General features: G+C 73.2%; 13 protein-coding genes and 2 pseudogenes. 6 read left to right on the top strand and 9 right to left on the bottom strand.

The window, feature by feature from the left end; all coding sequences use genetic code 11:
- The first annotated feature begins 65 nt into the window (after nt 1–65).
- Genes IEY61_RS15730 through IEY61_RS15720 form a run of 3 tightly spaced genes read left to right on the top strand, consistent with a single transcriptional unit; the run spans nt 66 to nt 5,238 of the window.
- Nucleotides 66–3,764, top strand: a complete 3,699-nt coding sequence (locus IEY61_RS15730; RefSeq protein WP_189044908.1) for an SCO7613 C-terminal domain-containing membrane protein — start codon at nt 66–68, stop codon at nt 3,762–3,764.
- A 35-nt stretch (nt 3,765–3,799) separates the two neighbouring features.
- Complete coding sequence (locus tag IEY61_RS15725) at nt 3,800–4,093, top strand: 4a-hydroxytetrahydrobiopterin dehydratase (protein ID WP_189044906.1); 294 nt, start codon at nt 3,800–3,802, stop codon at nt 4,091–4,093.
- Nucleotides 4,090–5,238 (top strand): FHA domain-containing protein, encoded by a 1,149-nt coding sequence (locus IEY61_RS15720; RefSeq protein ID WP_189044904.1) that lies wholly within the window; start codon nt 4,090–4,092, stop codon nt 5,236–5,238. Before IEY61_RS15725 ends, IEY61_RS15720 begins: the two co-directional genes overlap by 4 nt.
- Nucleotides 5,239–5,329: 91 nt before the next feature.
- Here the strand turns inward: IEY61_RS15720 and rocD are convergent, their stop codons facing one another.
- The 4 genes from rocD to IEY61_RS15700 all read right to left on the bottom strand — a co-directional run bounded on the left by rocD (nt 5,330) and on the right by IEY61_RS15700 (nt 9,144).
- On the bottom strand, nt 5,330–6,544 hold the full coding sequence (gene rocD, locus IEY61_RS15715; protein WP_189044902.1) for an ornithine--oxo-acid transaminase: 1,215 nt from the start codon (nt 6,542–6,544) through the stop codon (nt 5,330–5,332).
- Nucleotides 6,541–7,356, bottom strand: coding sequence for a dimethylargininase (gene ddaH, locus IEY61_RS15710; protein ID WP_189045106.1), 816 nt, complete (start codon nt 7,354–7,356; stop codon nt 6,541–6,543). Before ddaH ends, rocD begins: the two co-directional genes overlap by 4 nt.
- 318 nt (nt 7,357–7,674) lie before the next feature.
- Complete coding sequence (locus IEY61_RS15705) at nt 7,675–8,310, bottom strand: hypothetical protein (RefSeq protein ID WP_189044900.1); 636 nt, start codon at nt 8,308–8,310, stop codon at nt 7,675–7,677.
- A 144-nt stretch (nt 8,311–8,454) separates the two neighbouring features.
- Nucleotides 8,455–9,144, bottom strand: coding sequence for an SDR family NAD(P)-dependent oxidoreductase (locus IEY61_RS15700; RefSeq protein WP_189044897.1), 690 nt, complete (start codon nt 9,142–9,144; stop codon nt 8,455–8,457).
- A 160-nt stretch (nt 9,145–9,304) separates the two neighbouring features.
- Here IEY61_RS15700 and IEY61_RS15695 point away from each other — a divergent pair, with 160 nt between their 5' ends.
- Nucleotides 9,305–10,111 carry an Fpg/Nei family DNA glycosylase gene (locus IEY61_RS15695; protein WP_189044895.1) on the top strand — a complete coding sequence of 269 codons (807 nt, stop codon included), beginning with the start codon at nt 9,305–9,307 and terminating at the stop codon, nt 10,109–10,111.
- 76 nt (nt 10,112–10,187) lie between these two features.
- Here IEY61_RS15695 and IEY61_RS15690 read toward each other — a convergent pair whose 3' ends face one another.
- The 3 genes and pseudogenes from IEY61_RS15690 to IEY61_RS31245 all read right to left on the bottom strand — a co-directional run.
- Nucleotides 10,188–11,066 (bottom strand): aminoglycoside phosphotransferase family protein, encoded by an 879-nt coding sequence (locus tag IEY61_RS15690; protein WP_229705942.1) that lies wholly within the window; start codon nt 11,064–11,066, stop codon nt 10,188–10,190.
- 47 nt (nt 11,067–11,113) lie between these two features.
- A complete protein-coding gene (locus IEY61_RS15685) occupies nt 11,114–12,484 on the bottom strand; it encodes an FAD-dependent oxidoreductase (protein WP_189044892.1) in 1,371 nt (456 codons plus the stop codon).
- A gap of 13 nt (nt 12,485–12,497) precedes the next feature.
- Nucleotides 12,498–13,191 (bottom strand): annotated as a pseudogene (locus tag IEY61_RS31245) (carboxylate-amine ligase); the annotation flags it as partial.
- A 187-nt stretch (nt 13,192–13,378) separates the two neighbouring features.
- Here IEY61_RS31245 and IEY61_RS15675 point away from each other — a divergent pair.
- Both IEY61_RS15675 and IEY61_RS15670 read left to right on the top strand, forming a co-directional pair.
- Nucleotides 13,379–14,803, top strand: coding sequence for a carbohydrate-binding protein (locus IEY61_RS15675; protein WP_189044890.1), 1,425 nt, complete (start codon nt 13,379–13,381; stop codon nt 14,801–14,803).
- 131 nt (nt 14,804–14,934) lie between these two features.
- A complete protein-coding gene (locus IEY61_RS15670; RefSeq protein ID WP_189044888.1) occupies nt 14,935–16,578 on the top strand; it encodes an alpha-amylase family protein in 1,644 nt (547 codons plus the stop codon).
- Nucleotides 16,579–16,653: 75 nt separating this feature from the next.
- On the opposite strand, the pseudogene IEY61_RS15665 reads toward IEY61_RS15670, so the two are convergent.
- Nucleotides 16,654–17,058: pseudogene (locus IEY61_RS15665) on the bottom strand (hypothetical protein); the annotation flags it as partial.
- Nucleotides 17,051–17,437, bottom strand: coding sequence for a hypothetical protein (locus IEY61_RS15660; RefSeq protein WP_189045102.1), 387 nt, complete (start codon nt 17,435–17,437; stop codon nt 17,051–17,053). The pseudogene IEY61_RS15665 and the gene IEY61_RS15660, both read right to left, overlap by 8 nt.
- Nucleotides 17,438–17,446 lie beyond the last annotated feature (9 nt).

Here is a 17,446-nt window from a genome sequence, read left to right as displayed (position 1 = left end):
AGCAGACCCTTTCCTGAGTACGCGCACTCTGGTGCGAGCGGTACCCGCCTGTCGAGGATGACACCGTGGACAACGACTATCCCTGCCCGGCGTGCGGTGCGGCGGCGCGCCTCGCCTCCGGTTGCACCGGCTGCGGCCGGCCGCCGCACTCCGCTGCCGCCGAGGTGATCCGGTTGAACCGGGAGATCGTCGTACTCGACGCCGAGGTGACCCGGGTCCGCCAGGCGTACGAAGGGCTGGCCGGCCGGCTGGCCGCGACCCGGCGGCGGCGCGACGAACTGGCCGCCACGGTGCGGGCGGAGTTCCCGGTCCCGGCCGCCGCGCCGCTTCCCCCGATCCCGGTTGCCGCCATCCCGATCGCCGCCCGGGGTGCCGGCGTTCCGGGTGCCACCCCGGGTGCCGGCGTTGCGGGGGCCGTCCCGGGTGCCGGCGCCGTCCCGGGTGCCCGCGCCGTCCCGCGTGCCGGCGCCGTTGCGGGTGCCGGCGGTTGGGCGCCGGTGCCCGTGTCGGCGGCGGGCCGGCCGGGCGGGGCGGAGACCTCGACCCGCACCGTGCAGGGGCTGCTCTTCGTTCTGGGTGGGCTGATGCTGGGCACTGCGGCGACGGTCTTCACCGCGGTGGCCTGGGCGTCGGTCGGCATCGCCGGCCGGGCGCTGATCCTGTTGGCGTTCACCGCGCTGCTGCTCGCCGTGCCGATGGTCGCCCGTTGGCGCGGGCTGCGCGGCACCGCCGAGACGTTCGCCGCCGTGGGGCTACTGCTGGTGGTGCTGGACGGGTACGCCGTGTGGACGGTGGACCTGCTCGGGGTGACCAGTTGGCCGGGCAGCCGATACGCCGGGCTCGTCGCGATGGTCAGCACGGCCGTCGCCGTCGGGTACGCCCGGCTCAGCCGGCTGACGGTCCCGTGGTTCGCCGCGTTGCTGGCCGGGCAGCCGGTGCTGCCGCTGCTCGCCGCCGAGGCGCGCCCCGAGCCGGCTGGCTGGGCCGTGGTCTTCGTCGGGGTGGCGCTGATCGACCTGGCGGTTGTCGTCGTGCTGCAACGGCGCAGGAGCGTCGCGGTCGAGGGGGCCGCGACGACCCCGGGGATGCTGCTCGGCGGACAGGTGACGGCCGGTACCGGGTACGTGGGCGCGTTGCTGCTCGCCGGCGGCTGTGCGCTGGTGCCGCTGCTGGTCGGCCGGGCGGGCGGCGTACCGCTGCTGGCCGGAGTGCCGATGCTGCTGGTGGCGTTGGCCGTGTTCGCGGCGGCGCTGCTGCTGGGTGGCGGGACGGCGCGGGCGGTCGCGGCCGGCGCGCTGGTGCCGGTCCTGGCCGGCGCGCTGCTGCGCCCGGCGGTGGAGCTGCGTGCATCGGTGTCGCTGGTGCTGGCGGCGTTGATCGTGGTGGCGCTTGCCGGTGCCGTACGGCTGCTTCCGGCCGGCTGGCGACCCGGTCCCCGGATCGGTGCGCTGGTGGTGGCGGGCGGCGGCGCGGCGGTGACCGCCTTGATGACCGTGGTGCTGGCCAATGTCGCCGTGGGCCGGTCGGTTCCGCCGTGGCGGGGGGCCACGGCGGGGCCGGACTTCGCCTGGGGCTGGCAACTGCCGGTCGCGGTGGCCCTGGCCTCGCTCGCCGTGGGTTGGCTGCTGCCGCGGGCCGCCCGGCCGTCGATCGCGGCGGCCGGCGTCGCCGTGACCGCGCTGGCCGTGCCGGTGGCCTGGGCCGCGCCGTGGCCGGCGGTGGTCGCCATCGACCTGGTGGTCGGGGCGGCGCTGTCGGCCGCCGCGGTGGCCCGCCCGGCGGGACGCGGGGTGACCGCGCTGACGTCGGCGCTGGGCGGCGCCGTGCTGCTCGGGCACGGGCTGCTGGTCGGGCTGGCCGGCCCGGCCGGTGCCGGTGCGGCCTGTGCGGTGATCCTGGCCACCGGCCTGGTGGTGGCCGTCGCTGGACGGCACGGCGGGCCGGTGCAGCGGAGGGTGGCCGGGTACGGGCTGCTCGCGGCGGTGCTCGTGGTGCCGGCCGGTGCGGCGGTCGCGCTGATCGGTGCCGGGGCGCCACCCTGGTGGCAGGCCCGGGCCGCGCTGGCCGCCGTCGCGCTGCCGGCGGTCGCGTTGCTCGCGCTGCGTCGATCCTGGCCCGACCTGAGCGGGTACGCCTCGGCCGGGCTCGCCGTGGTGGCGGTGCTGACCGGTCTGTCGCCGCTGGTGGTACCCGGCGGGGAGCGGGTGACGGCCTACGCGGCGGTGGCGGCGTTGCTGGTCGCGCTGGCCGGGTTCCGGACCCGCCCGTCGGCGGGGTTGCCGGTGGCCGGGCTGGGCCTGGCCGTGGTGGCGGTGCTGGCGGCGGTCCCGGTGGTGGTGACGGCCCTGTTCACTCCGTACGGCCCGCCGCCCGCTGTGTGGTCCGGCGCCCCGGACGCGCAGCCCGTCCCGGGCATGTTGCCGGTCGGTCTCGCCCTGGCACTCCTGGCCCTGGCGGCGGCGCTGGCCACCCAGCCCCCCAGTGCAAGGAAGGGCCCCCTATTAACGCCTGCGGTAGAGGAAGGGCCCCCTCTTAACTTCGCCAGCTGGCGGGTGGCGGCGGTGGTGCTGCCGTTCGTGGCGGCTGCCGGGCAGGTGCTGCTGGCCGCCGGCGGAGCGCCCTGGCCGGTGGTGCCGGCGACGGCGCTGCTCGGCGGCGTGGCCCTGCTGGTGACCGCCGCGCTCTCCACCCCGCGCGGTCCGTTCCTCGCGGCCGGTGTCCCGGTGGGTCTGGTGCTGGCCGGGGCCGGGCTGCTCAACCTCCAAGCCACCCGGGCGGGCACGCTCGCCGGGCTGGGTCTGCTGGTGGTGGCTGCGGCCAGTACCGCAGTGGCCGCGCGGCAGCCCGGGGTACGCCTGGTCGGCTGGCTGATCACGGTCACCACGACGACGGCGTTTGCGGTCGTCGCCCCGCTGGCCGGCGGGCTGCCGCTGCGGATGGCTGCGTTCGCGGTGCTCGGCGTGGCGGCGGTTGCCCTCGCCCTCGCCGCCGTGGCACCCGAACGTTGGCACATTATTCCGCAGGTGGCCGCGTCCTCCGGACCTGGGGGACCAGAGGCGACCGTGCCCGCCCGTGCGGTGCGGGACGTGTCGGCGATGCCGCCGGTGCGCCCGGTGCTGGACGCCGCCGCGCAGGCGGTGGCGTTGCTCGCGCTGCTGCTCACCCTGGGTGCGCCTCGGCACGGCGCGACGGTCTGCGTGCTCTGGGGAGTCGCCGTCGGGGTGCGGCTGCTGCGCCGGGGCGAGTCGACCGGGCGGCGGTGGGCGTTCGCGGGTATCGCCGGGGGCAGCGAACTGCTCGCGACCTGGCTGTTGCTGAGGGCCGGTGGGGTGACGGTGCTGGAGGCGTACACCCTGCCGCTGGCGGTGCTGGCGCTCGTCGTGGGCGCGGTGGCGCTGCGGAGCCGGCCGGGTCTGACCAGCTGGCTGGCGCTCGGGCCGGGTCTGGCTGCGGTGCTGTTGCCCAGCCTGGCGGCCGTGCTGGTCGGTGCCGAACACCATCCGTTGCGGCGACTGCTGCTCGGGGCCGCCGCCCTCACCGCGACGCTGCTCGGGGCGGCCCGCCGCTGGCAGGCGCCGGTGGTGCTGGGCGGCGGGACGCTGGCCCTGCTCGCCCTCTACGAACTGGTGCGCAGTTGGGACCTGCTGCCCCGGTGGATCTACCTCGGCGCCGCCGGGTTGGCGTTGATCGGCCTGGCCGCCACCTATGAGCGGCGCCGCCGCGACCTGCGCCGGCTGCGTTCCGCGGTGACCCGGATGACCTGAATGGTGCCTCCGGGTCTCACCGGTAGGGTCTGGCCATGGCAGAGGTGCTCACCGCCGAGGCGGTGCGAGACGAGCTGGGTGGGCTGGCAGGCTGGTCGGGGGATCCCGGCGGGATCACCCGCACGGTGGAGCTGGCCAGTTTCCCGGACGCCATCGAGGTGGTCGACCGGGTCGCCGTGACGGCCGAGGAGCTGGACCACCATCCGGACATCGACATCCGGTGGCGCACGGTGACCTTCCGCTGCGTGACGCATTCGGCCGGTGGGGTCACCCGGCGCGACGTCGAGCTGGCTCGGCGAATCGACGAGATCGTGGGGGAGGGCCGATGAGGTTCGAGATCAGCAAGGTGCTGGACGCCATCGAGGGCCGGGTCTGCACCGACCCGCAGCTGGTCCGGGCGGTGATCGACCTGGCCGAGATCATCCGGTACCAGGACCTCGACGGCGGGCGCCCGGCCAGCACCCTGCGTCTCGGCATGGTCATCGACGCGCTGGCGCGCAGCCTGGAGGAGGACACCGTCCCGGTCTACGCGGTGGTGCACCGGGGGGTGCTCTCCGACGCCGACCTGACCTCCAACGAACGCATGGTGGTCCGCCGCTGGGCCGACGACGGCCTGGTCGAGGTGCTCGACAACCCGGGTGACCGGATGCTGGAGGTCGCCGACCTGCTCGGCCTGCCGGTGCTCAGCCGGGTCCGTTTCGACGGCCTGCGCGGGCGGTTCCCCTGGCTGGTCGAGCAGCCCGGTCGGGTGCTCGCGCCGGTGCCCGGTGCCGGCGGGCCGGTCTTCATCGCCCACGTCGGTGGCGGCCACACGCCGGTGTCCGGGCCACCGTCGCCGGCTGCGGCGAAGCTGCTCGCTCGGGAATGGCGCTGCCCGGAGTCGGGCTGCAACCTGTTCGGCGGTAGTGGCGGCGGCGGTGCCTTCGCCGACCTGGCCCGGGTGGACCGCGCGCCGACCGGTCAGCCGCCACCGTCGCTCCGGGGCGGCGTGCCGACCTGCCCCCGGCACGGCACCCGGCTCCGCGACGCCGGGTCCCGGCCGCGCAGCGAAGTCCTCGCGGTACGCGTCGGTGGCCTGACCCGACGCCGATTCGTGCTCACCGCAGAGCAGCCGGTGACGGTCGGCCGGGCACCGGAGGGCTCCAACGGGATCGTGCTCGGCCAGTGGCTCAACGACGAGGCCCGCCGGTGGATCAGCCGCAGCCACCTCCGGTTCGAGCTGCGCGGCGCCGACATCGTGGCCACCGACGTGAGCACCAACGGCTCCGGCATCCGGCCGGCCGGCTCGATGACGGAGGCGGACCGGATCCCCCTGCCACCGCAGCAGTCCCGGGTCCTCGGTGCCGGCGACATGGTGGAGCTCTATCCCGGCGTCCAGATCGGCCGCCCGGACGACCTACCGGCCGGCGCACCGTACAACCCGGACTCGGTGATGTCCGAGGCGCCGACCATGGCGATGCGCCTGCCTCGCTGAGCGGTCCCGTAACAAAGGCGGGCGCCGGGATCACGTTCCGGCGCCCGCCGTTGTCGTCACGACCGGTTCCCGCCGGCGTCGCTGCGACCGCTCAGCCGGCCAGCACGGCGGCCAGTTGCGCCACCGCGTGGTCGATCTCCTCGGCGGTGATCACCAACGGAGGAGCGAGCCGGATGGTCGAGCCGTGCGTGTCCTTGGCCAGCACGCCACGCTCCATCAGCCGCTCGCAGGCCTCCCGGCCGCTCATCAGCGCCGGGTCGATGTCCAGACCGGCCCAGAGCCCTCGGCCACGGACGGCGACCAGGCCGCTGCCGACCAGCGCGCGCAGGCCCGCGTGCAGCCGCTCGCCCAGCTCGGCCGAGCGGCGCTGGAATTCGCCGGTGGCCAGCAAACGGACCACCTCGGTGGCCACCGCGCACGCGAGCGGGTTGCCGCCGAAGGTGGAGCCGTGCTGGCCCGGCCTGAGCACACCCAGCACGTCGGTGTCGGCCGCCACCGCGGAGACCGGCACGATGCCGCCGCCGAGCGCCTTGCCCAGCAGGTACATGTCCGGCACCACGCCCTCCTGCTCGCAGGCGAAGGTGGCGCCGGTCCGGCCGAGGCCGGACTGGATCTCGTCGGCGACGAAGAGCACGTTCCGCTCGTCGCAGAGCCGGCGCACGCCCGGCAGGTAGCCCTCCGGCGGCACGACCACGCCCTGCTCGCCCTGGATCGGCTCCAGCAGCACCGCGACGGTCTGCTCGTCGACCGCCTCGGCGAGCGCGGCCAGGTCGCCGTAGGGGACGATCCGGAAACCGGGGGTGTACGGCCCGAAGTCGGCCCGCGCGTCGGAGTCCGTGGAGAAACTGACGATGGTGGTCGTACGCCCGTGGAAGTTGCCCTCCGCGACCACGATGTTGGCCTGCCCGGCCGGTACGCCCTTGACCTGGTAGCCCCACTTGCGGGCCACCTTGATGCCGGTCTCCACCGCCTCGGCGCCGGTGTTCATCGGCAGCACCAGTTCCTTGCCGCAGAGCGCCGCCAGTTCACGGCAGAAGTCGGCGAACTGGTCGTGGACGAACGCCCGGCTGGTCAGCGTGAGCTTGTCGAGCTGGGCGTGCGCGGCGGCGATCAGGGCCGGGTGCCGGTGACCGAAGTTCAGTGCCGAGTAGCCGGCCAGACAGTCCAGGTAGCGCCGGCCGTCCACGTCGGTCACCCAGGAGCCCTCGGCGGAGGAGATCACCACCGGTAGCGGGTGGTAGTTGTGCGCGGTGTGGCGCTCCGCGTCCTGCACGGCGGCCGGAGTCCGCAGCATGTCCTCGATCACTTGCTCGCCTTTCTCTGACGGAGTCGCAACGTGCAGCACTTCGGGCCGCCGCCGGCCTTGCGCAGCTCGGACAGGTCGACGCCGATGGTCTGGTAGCCCCGGTCGCGCAGCTGCGCGGCCAGGCTGGTCGCCTGTGCGGGCAGCACCACGTGCCGGCCGTCGCTGACCGCGTTGAGACCGAGCACCTCGGCGTCGGCCATGGTGGCGTGCACCGCGTCCGGGAACAGTCGGCGTAGCACGGCCTGGCTGCCGGCGCTGAACGCCTCCGGCAGGTACGCCACGGTCCGCTCGTCGAGCACGGTCAGCGCGGTGTCCAGGTGGTAGAAACGCGGATCGACCAGCTGCATGGTGATCACCGGGTAGCCGAAGACCTCCTGCAACTGGGCGTGCGCGGCGTGCGCGGTGCGGAAGCCGGTGCCGGCGAGCAGGTGGTCGCCGGCCAGCAGGACGTCGCCCTCGCCCTCGTTGATGTGCTTCGGGTCGTACATCTCGAAGCCGGCGGCCTCGAACCAGGCGCGGTACGCGGGCGCCTCGTCGGCGCGCTGCGGGTCGCGGAACTGCACGGCCATCGCCTTGCCGTCGATCACGGTGCCGCCGTTGGCGGCGAAGACCATGTCGGGCAGGCCCGGCAGCGGGGTGATCTCCTCGACCGTGTGGCCCAGGTCGCGGTACACCTGGCGCAGCCGCTCCCACTGGCGTACGGCGAGGTCGGCGTCGACCGGGGTGGTCGGGTCCATCCACGGGTTGATCGCATAGTCGACGGCGAAGTACGTCGGCCGGCACATCAGGTAGCGCTGGCGGGTGGCGTCCATCGTCATTGTCCTGCTCCCAGGGTCTCCGCGCGCCCGGCCACCGTCGGGCCACGGGCTGGCGCCGTTGCTCAACGTTATGCGGCGTTGACCGCCAGAATCCACCGCCGAGCGTTGCAGAAAGCGGCGGATCGTTGCGTATGCACGGCATTGATCGGCTGTTCATTGCGTCGTCAGGGGGCCGGGCAGAAGTCAGGGGCGGCGAATCGCCGCCCCTGACGAGAAAGTGCGCCCGGCTGGTGAACCACCAGAACTTCGGGCTACGGCCGGTAACTCGCCGGCCGGGCGCCGGTCAACCACCGGCGGGCCGATCAGTGCCCACTAGGGACGGCCGACGAACTGTGAGTCGAGCCACTCGCGGAGGCGGGTCACGACGTCGCCGTCGGTGGTCGGCCAGTCGTACTGCCCGGTCATCGCCAGCACACCGAGGACCACCGCGCCCAGGCCGAAGGCCATCCCCAGCAGCGCGTCGGGCTTGCCGGCCACGTGCCGCCGCCGGGTGGCGATCAGCCCGAGTACGGCGAGCACCGCGCCGAGCGCGCCCAGGGCGATGCCGTACTCGGCGAGGGCGCCGGTGAGGACGAGGCCGAGGCCGGCGAGCCCGCCGATCAGACCGATGGTGGCCAGCAGGCTGCCCCGGGGTCGCGGCCCCGCCGGTGCCGCTGGCGGGTCCGGTGGGGCCACCCGATCCCGGTCGACTGTCGAATCCCGGTCCGCGGGCTGGTCGAGATCGACGGTCCGGTCCAGGTCGGGGGTGCCGGCGGGGGCGACGGCGCGGGCGCGCCGGGATCCGGCGACGCCGGAACGGGCGGTGGTGGCCCGGGCCGCGGCGTCCCGCTCGGCGGCTTGGTCGGCGGGGGTGCGGATCGCGGTGGCCACCGTCCCACCCCGGTCGGCGTCGTCGTCGGCCGTCGAGGGCGCGGGCTCCGCGTGGCGCGACAGCGAAGGAAATCTCATGGCTTGACCTCCTGGTAGTGCGTGCGGGTGCCGCAAGCCCTGTGAATCGGCGCCACCCACGCGCGTCGATGACCCGCAGATACCCATTCGCCCGCTCCCAGACACCCGGGCCAGCCAGCGCCGGCCCGCTCTGGAGACTCCCGCTCAGCGGGGGCGGGTGAAGGGGGCCAGGGCCGCGGTGAGGAGAGCCAGTCGGCGAGGACGGGAGATCAGGACGGGGCGGGTGCGTACGCATCGGGCCAGGATCTCCACCGCCCGGTCGACCGGGATCATCAGCGGGCGCACGGGGCCCTTGGCCATCTTGGTGTCCACGAATCCGAACCGGACCGTCGTTACGCTCACACCCTGCCCGCGCAGCGCCGTCGACAACCCCATCAGGTACGACGACAGCCCGGCCTTCGACCCGGCGTAGCCGGGTGCCTCGGCGGAGACCAGCCGGTCGGCGAGGCTGGACAGCCCGATGAAATGTCCCTCACCGGCGGCCACCATGCTCGGCACCACCGTGGCCACCGTGCGGACCGCGCCCAGCAGGTTCACCTCGAAGGTGTGGGCCTGCGCGTTCAGGTCGGCCAGGTCGATCGGCTCACCGATCCCGGCGGCGTACACGCAGAGGTTCACCCGTCCCAGCGCGTCGACCGCCTTGCCGAGCACCTCGGGGTAGTCCGGTGCGGTCACGTCGACGACGTGGTGGGCGTACGTCGGGACGTTGATTCCGTTCTCCCGCCGGGACAGCCCGGCGACCCGCCACCCGTCCGCGAGTAGCCGGCGGGTGAACGCCAACCCGATCCCGTCGCTGTTGCCGACCACCACCGCGCAACGCACCCGATCCGCCATGACCCACCGCCCTCGTCGCGCTGCGCCCGACAACTGCCGACCTTGCCCGCGGCCGACGCGCAATTGAACCAGACACCCCGCCCGAATTCCCACCACCCGGTCATGCCAGGGCACGCGCGGCTGGCAGGCCCGATTGCCGGTCGCACTAAGCTTGGCGGCCGTGCCAGAGGGACACACCATCCATCGCCTGGCGGCCCGGCACGCCGAGCTGTTCGCCGGGGACAAGGTGCTCGCCGCCAGCCCGCAGGGCCGGTTCGCCGAGGGCGCCGCACGGCTCTCCGGCACCGTGTTGGAGCGCACCGAGGCGTACGGCAAGCACCTGCTGCATCACTACGCCGGTGAGCTGATTCTGCACGTACACCTCGGGCTGTACGGCAAGGTCACCGACGGTGTCGGGGTGCCGCCCGAGCCGGTGGGGCAGATCCGACTGCGGCTGAGCAGCGATGGGCACTGGCTCGACCTGCGTGGGCCCACCGCCTGCGAACTGTTCACCCCGCCCGAGGCGGCGGCGTTGCGCGCCCGCCTCGGGCCCGATCCGCTGCGCGCCGATGCCGACCCGGAGCAGGCGTACGCCCGGATCCGGCGCAGCTCGACGCCGCTGGCGGCGCTGCTGCTGGACCAGTCGGTGGTGGCCGGCACCGGTCTGATCTTCGTGATGGAGGCGCTGTTCCGCGCCGGGCTGCCGCCGACCCTGCCCGGCCGGGACCTCGACCGCACCGGTTGGGACGCGCTCTGGGCCGACCTGGTGGAGCTGATGACGCTCGCCGTCGGCACCGGTCGGATCGACACCGTCCGCGCCGCGCACCTGCCCGAGGCGATGGGCCGCCCGGCCCGCGTCGACCGGCACGGCGGAGAGGTGTACGTCTACCGCCGCGCCGGCCAGCCCTGCCACGTCTGCGGCACCCCGGTCAGCCGCGGCACCATCACCGCCCGCAACCTCTACTGGTGCCCCACCTGCCAGATGTAAGAAAGGACACCCTTTTAACGCCTGATGTATAGGAGGGGGCCCTTCCTGACACCTGGTGTTAGGAAGGGCGGCACCCTCACCCCTCGTTGAGCAGCCAACGGACCACCTCGACGTGGTCGTGGAAGATCTTGTCGCCAGCGATGCTCCAGGCCATCGTCTGGCCGATGGTCCAGTCGCGGACCCGTTCGCGGTCCAGCCCCAACTCCGCGCTGAGCCGGTCCAGCCGACGCCGGACCGCTGCGGCGGAGTGACCCAGCTCGGTGCCGCGCACCATCGGCACCACCGCGAACTCGCGCTCACCGACCAGCGGCTTCGGGTCGATCACCAGCCACGGCTCACGCTCGGCGCGCAGCACGTTGGCGGCGTGCAGGTCCTGGTTGACCAGCACCTGCTCGCCCTGGCTGCCCGCCAGCCCGGTCAGCAGGTCGAGCGCCAGGTCCACCAGCCGTCGCTCGTACGGCCGGCCGTTCCGCTCCCAGGCGACCGGCAGGTTGGTCGCCCAGCCGGCCACCGCGTCGGCCAACGACGTGTACGGCCGGCCCGCCGGCACCCAGAGGCGGGGGAGCAGCCCCACCACCACGTCGAGCGCGTCGTCGAGCGGCAGCGCGTGCAGCGGCGTGCCGGGACAGCAGCGTTCCACCAGCAGCGCCCGCCGACCCGGGTCGTGGGCGAGCAGCCGGACCGCGCCGTCGCCGTTCCAGCGCCGCAACGCGGTCGCCTCGTGCTCGCTCTCCGCGTCGGGAAACTGCAACTTGAGCACCGCGCGGGTGCCGTCCGGCAGGTCGGCCGGCACCACCAGCGAGGCGAAGGCGTACCCGAAGGGCGCCCCGACCCGCAGCGACCAGCGGGCGGCGCAGGCGGCCAGCCCGTCGGGCAGTTCCGCCAGCCACTGCGGGCCGCCCGCCATCCCGCGCAACCAGGTCAGCTCGTCGGGAATCCGCAGCGCGCCGCTCACCGGTGCATTGTGGTCGAGGTCGAGCGGTCGCCACAATCCCGAGCGGCTCAGCGGGCGAGCGCGTCGACGGCCTTGCGGGCGGCGACCAGCACCGGGTCCCAGACCGGGGCGTACGGCGGGGCGTAGCCGAGGTCCAGCGCGGTCATGTCGTCCACCGTCATCTTGTTCCACAGCGCCACGGCCAGCGTGTCGATCCGCTTCGCCGCCTCGGACCAGCCGACGATCTGCGCTCCGAGCAGCCGTCCGCTGGTCCGTTCGGCGATCAGCTTCACGGTCATCGGTCGGGCTCCCGGGTAGTAGCCGGCCCGGTTGGTCGACTCGGCGATCACCGTGACGAACTCGAAGCCGGCGGCCAGGGCCTCCTGCTCGCGCAGCCCGGTACGGCCCACCTCCAGGTCGCAGACCTTGGTCACGGCGGTGCCGATCACCCCGGCGAAGGTGGCGTACCCGCCGCCGATGTTGATCCCGGCCACCCGGCCCTGCTTGTTGGCGTGCGTGCCGAGCGGCACGTGCACCGGCATCCCGCTGACCCGGTGCAGCGTCTCCACGCAGTCCCCGGCGGCCCACACTCCGGGTACCCCGGTGACCCGCATCCGGCGGTCCACCCGGATCCCGCCGGTGGGGCCGAGCGGCAGGCCGGCCGCCTCGGCGAGCGCGGTGTTCGGGCGTACGCCGAGACCCAGCACCACCAGGTCGGCCGGGATCGGGTCGGTGTCGGTCTCCACCCCGGACACCCGGCCGTCGCGCTCGGACAGCCCGATGACCCGCACTCCGGTGCGGATGTCGACGCCCACCCCGCGCATCGCCTCGGTGACCAGCCGGGCCATGTCCGGATCCACCGTCGACATCGGCTGCTCGCCGCGTTCGACAAGGGTTACCGACAGGCCGCGCAGGACCAGCGCCTCGGCCATCTCGACGCCGATGTAGCCGCCGCCGACCACCACCGCGCGTCGGGGCCCCGGCTCGGCGTCCAGCCACTGCCGCAGCGCCGTGCCGTCGTCGAGGGTCTGCACGCCGAAGACCCCGGCCATGTCGCTCCGCGCCCAGTCCGGCTTGATCGGCACCGCGCCGGCCGCGTACATCAGGGTGTCGAAGCGCTCGCGGACCTCGCCGCCGCCGTCCAGGTCGCGGGCGAGGACCTCGCGGCGGTCCAGGTCGATCGCGGTCACCTCGTGCCGGATTCGCACGTCGATGTCGAACTGTTCGCGGTGGGTCGCCGGGTCCCGGGCCACCAGCTGCTCGCGGTCGGGCACCAGACCACTGATCCAGTACGGGATGCCGCACGCGGAGTACGAGGTGAAGTGCCCCCGTTCGAACGCGACGATCTCCAGGTCGTGCCGGTCCCGGCGCCGTCGTGCCTGGGCGGCGGTCGCCATCCCGGCGGCGTCCCCGCCGACCACGATCATCCGTTCCGCCACGGCAACCCTCCTGTCACCCCGGGGCCTCTCCCCGGGTCTGTCGCGCCACGTCCGCCACCACATCCTCCACCCGGCCGGTGCGGGCGTACGCGGAACGCTGTCGCGCCGCGCTGGTGCCGTGCTGGCGCAGCGTCTCCAGCAGGCTGGTCACCTCGGTGTGGTCGCCGTGCCGCTCCAGGGCCGGCCCGAGCCGCCCGACCAGCTGGTAGAGCACGTCCCACGCCGGCCGAAGTTCACCGGTGGTCAGGTCGACCGCCGAGCCCTCCAGGCCGTCGTGCGCGGCCCGCCAGTGCGCGCCGACCAGCACCGCCTCGTCCACCGTCGGGCAGACGTCCCCGATGCGCAGCTCGACCGTCGGGTACCTGGCCGACAGTCGGGCGTACCAGCAGAGCATCCCCTCGTCGAGCATCACGCCGCTGCCGATCAGCTGACTGATCAGCCGGCGGTAGTGGTCATGGTTGACCAGGTACGGGGTGGGGGCCACCGATGGCCAGCGTTCCCACTCGATCGAGCGCCAACTGGCGTAGCCGGTGTCCTCGCCCCGGGCCGTCGACCGGGCCGGTCCCGATCGCGAGCAGCCGTACGTCGGCCCGCTCGGCGGCGTCGGCGAGAGCGGCGCGGAGCAGGGCGAGGGAGTGCCGGATCGAGGAGAGTGCCAGCCCCGGCGGGCTGCCGATCTCGATCTGGCTGGTCTGGAACTCCCGCTCCTGCCGGTGCGGTCCGTCCGCGCCCGGTCGGCCGGGCATGTACCCGTTGTGACGGGCGCGGGAAACGCCGGCCGCGCGGCCCGTCGTCCCCGCGCGTCGGTCCATCGACATTGACAACTGCGAGAGTGGGACGTACAACTCGTCAGAGAGCGCTCTCTAATCCCCGTCCCATAGAGAGGCAAGTCCGATGGCACCTGCCCCGGCGGCACCCGCCGCCCTGCCCGCCCGACGTCGCCTTCCGCTCGCCCTGGCACTGCTCACCGCCGTCACCACCGGCCTGGCCGGGCTCACCACGACCGCCGACGCCGCCGTGCCGCCGCCCCCGTCCGGCTGGAGCCTGGTGTGGAGCGACGACTTCACCGGCGCCGCCAACACCCTCCCGTCGGCCAGCAACTGGATCATCGACACCGGCACCAGCTACCCGGGTGGCCCGCCCAACTGGGGCACCGGCGAGATCCAGACGTACACCAACAGCACCGCCAACGTCAGCCACGACGGCGCCGGCAACCTGCGGATCACCCCGCTGCGCGACAGCGCCGGCCGTTGGACCTCGGCCCGCATCGAGACCGTACGCAGCAACTTCAAGCCGCCGTCCGGTGGCGTGCTGGCCATCGAGGGCCGGATCCAGATGCCCAACGTCACCGGCGCGGCCGCGGCCGGCTACTGGCCGGCGTTCTGGGCACTCGGGTCGCCGTACCGGGGCAACTACCAGAACTGGCCGGGCGTCGGTGAATTCGACGTGATGGAGAACGTCAACGGGCTCAACACCGTCTGGGGCGTGCTGCACTGCGGCGTCGCGCCGGGCGGCCCGTGCGACGAGTTCAACGGCATCGGCGCCTCCCGGTCCTGCCCGGGCAGCACCTGCCAGTCGGCGTTCCACACCTACCGCTTCGAGTGGGACGCCTCAGTCAGCCCCCAGCAACTGCGCTGGTACGTCGACGGGCAGCTCTACCACACGGTCAGCCAGACCCGCGTCGGCGAGCCGTACTGGTCGCAGATGACCAGCCACGCCGGCTACTTCCTGCTGCTCAACGTGGCGATGGGCGGCGCCTTCCCGGACGGCGTGGCCGGTAGCGCCACGCCGACCTCGGCGACCGTGCCCGGCCGGCCCATGCTGGTCGACTACGTGGCCGTCTACAGCCGTGGCGGCGGCACCACCCCACCGACCACCCCGCCCCCGACCACGCCGCCGCCGACGGGCGGAGTGCGGGACGCGTACGCGACGATCCAGGCCGAGTCGTTCAACGCGCAGAACGGCGTGATCGTTGAGGCCTGCGCCGAGGGCGGGCAGAACATCGGGGCACTGCGCAACGGCGACTGGGTCCGCTTCGACAACGTGGAGTTCGGCTCCCCCGGCCCGCGTGACTTCGTGGCCCGGGTCGCCTCGGGCGCGGCGGCCGGCGTCAGCGGCCTGGTGGAGGTCCGGCTGGACAGCCCGACCAGCACCCCGATCGGCAGCTTCGCCATCGCCAACACCGGAGGTTGGCAGAGCTGGCGTTCGGTGCCCGGCAACGTCTCCTCGGTGACCGGCCGGCGCACGGTCTACCTCACCTTCAGCAGCGGCCAGCCCAACGATTTCGTCAACGTCAACTGGTTCCACTTCCGCCGTTGACGTGTAAGGAGGGGCCCCTTGTTAACGCCTCCGGTAGAGCAGGGGCCCCTTCTTAACACCGGTCGGCCGATCCGGCGCTCGGGTACGACGGCGCGTTTGCCGTCGGGCCGGATCGGAGAAGGTACGGGGGCATGTCTGACAGGTGGTACTCGGAGGCGGTCGTCTACTGCCTCGACATCGACACGTACGCGGACTCCAACGGCGACGGGGTCGGCGACATCCCGGGCCTGATCAGCCGACTGGACTACCTGGCCCGGCTGGGGGTGACCTGCCTCTGGTTGCACCCCATCCACCCGTCGCCCAACGACGACGACGGGTACGACGTGACCGACTTCTACAACATCGACCCCCGGTTCGGCACCCTCGGCGACTTCGCCGAACTGCTGCACCAGGCGAGCAACCGGGGCATCCGGGTGATCATCGACCTGGTCGTCAACCACACCTCGGACCAGCATCCGTGGTTCCAGTCCGCGCGCTCCTCGCCGGACTCGCCGTACCGCGACTGGTACGTCTGGTCCGATCACGAGCCGACCGACCGGCACCAGGGCATGGTCTTCCCCGGCGAGCAGCACGAGACGTGGACCTACGACCGGACCGCCAAGGCGTGGTACTACCACCGTTTCTACAAGTTCCAGCCGGATCTCAACACCACCAACCCGGCGGTACGCGCCGAGATAAAGAAGATCATGTCGTTCTGGCTCCAGCTCGGGGTCTCCGGTTTCCGGATGGATGCGGTGCCGTTCATCATCGAGCGGACCGAGCCCGGTGACCCGAACCCGGAGCTGGACTTCGAGTTCCTCACCGAGCTGCGCCAGCACGTGCAGTGGCGCCGGGGTGACGCGGTCCTGCTGGCCGAGGCGAACGTCGAGCCGGACGAACTGCCCGCCTTCTTCGGTGACAGTGGCGGCTCGGCGAACCGGGTACACATGCTCTTCGACTTCATGCTCAACGGGCGGCTGATGCTGGCCCTGGCCCGACAGGACCCGGAACCGGTGATCGAGGCGCTGCGCGACACCCCGGCCCTGCCGAAGGGCGGGCAGTGGGCCACCTTCCTGCGTAACCACGACGAGATCGATCTCTCGCGGCTCACCGCCGAACAGCGCAACCAGGTGTACGAGCAGTTCGGCCCCGAGGAGCACATGCGCATCTACGACCGGGGCATCCGCCGCCGGCTCGCGCCGATGCTCGGTAACGACCGGCGGCGCATCGAGCTCGCGTACTCCCTGCAGTTCTCGCTGCGCGGCACGCCGGTGCTGCGCTACGGCGAGGAGATCGGGATGGGCGAGGATCTCTCGCTGCCCGGGCGGGAGGCGATCCGTACCCCGATGCAGTGGTCGAGCCAGACCAACAACGGCTTCTCCAGCGCGGAGCCGGAGAAGCTGCTCCGTCCGGTCATCGAAAAGGGCGAGTACGGGTACGGGAAGGTCAACGTCACGCTCCAGCGCCGGGACCGCAACTCGCTGCTGGCCTGGTTCGAGCGGATGATCCGTACGCTCCGGGAGGCGCCGGAGACCGGCTTCGGCAACACCACCCACATCGACGTGCCGATGCCCCCGGGCGTGCTGGCGCACCGGGCCGACGGGCCGAGCGGCACGATGGTCTTCCTGCACAACCTGGGTACCGCCGATGCCGAGCTGGATCTGAGCCTGTTCCAGCCCGAGGCGGACCTGCCCATCGACGTGCTCGCCGACCGCAACTACGACGACGTCGGCAAGCTGGACAAACTGAAGCTGGCCGGCTTCGGTTACCGCTGGATCCGGCTCCGCCGCTCCTGACCACCCCTCCCGCGCGGCCTGTGGTGGCCCGCGGCGGCGGACGGGTGCTGATTGTTAAGAAGGGGCCCTTCCTTACCGGGTCTTCGCGAGCCAGGCCAGGCCGAGGATCGGGAGCAGCAGCGGGATGTAGCCGTAGCCGCTGCCGAAGCCGGACCAGACCGTCTCGTCGGGGAAGAGATCGGGCCGGACGAGGCTGAATGCGCCGATCCCGACCACGCCGACCAGTTCCACGGTGCAGCAGGCGAAGGCGACGCGGCGGCCCGCGTGGCCGGCCCGGGCCAGGCCCACCGCCGCCACGATGTAGACCACCGCGGCGAGCGCGGAGAGGAGGTACGCCAGCGGCGCCTCGCCGAACCTCGTGGCGATCTGCAGACCGGCCCGGCTGGTGGCGGCGATCGCGAAGAGCAGGTACACCGCGATCAGCAGCCGGCCCGGGCCGGCGTTGGTCCTCGTCGACCGGGCGGTCCGCAGCTCAGCCACCGAGCAGCTCCCAGGTCTGCTGAAGCCGCACCACGACCACCGGCGTCACCAGGCAGATGGCGCAGACGATCGCCGAGCCCCAGCGGGTCGGCTCCATCCGGGCCAGCACCGCGGCCAGCGGCGGCAGAAAGACCAGCGTCACCAGGTAGCCGAAGAACGCTCCCGGCTCACCGGGCCGTTCGCCACCGGCGAGCGCCACCCCGGCCAGCACCGCCAGCCCGAGCAGGACCAGTTCCAGCACGGCCAAACCGATCAGCTGCACCCGGTCCGGCGCCCGGTGGCGCAGCACGGCCACCAGTGCCCAGGCGGCGACCAGCAGCGACAACACGATGGCGGCGACGGACGGTACTCCGTCGACCGGTGACCCGGTGCCGATCACCGGTGCCGC

Source organism: Micromonospora sonchi (genome assembly GCF_014646235.1).
GTDB lineage: Bacteria > Actinomycetota > Actinomycetes > Mycobacteriales > Micromonosporaceae > Micromonospora > Micromonospora sonchi.
This window is presented reverse-complemented; position numbering and strand designations above follow the sequence as displayed.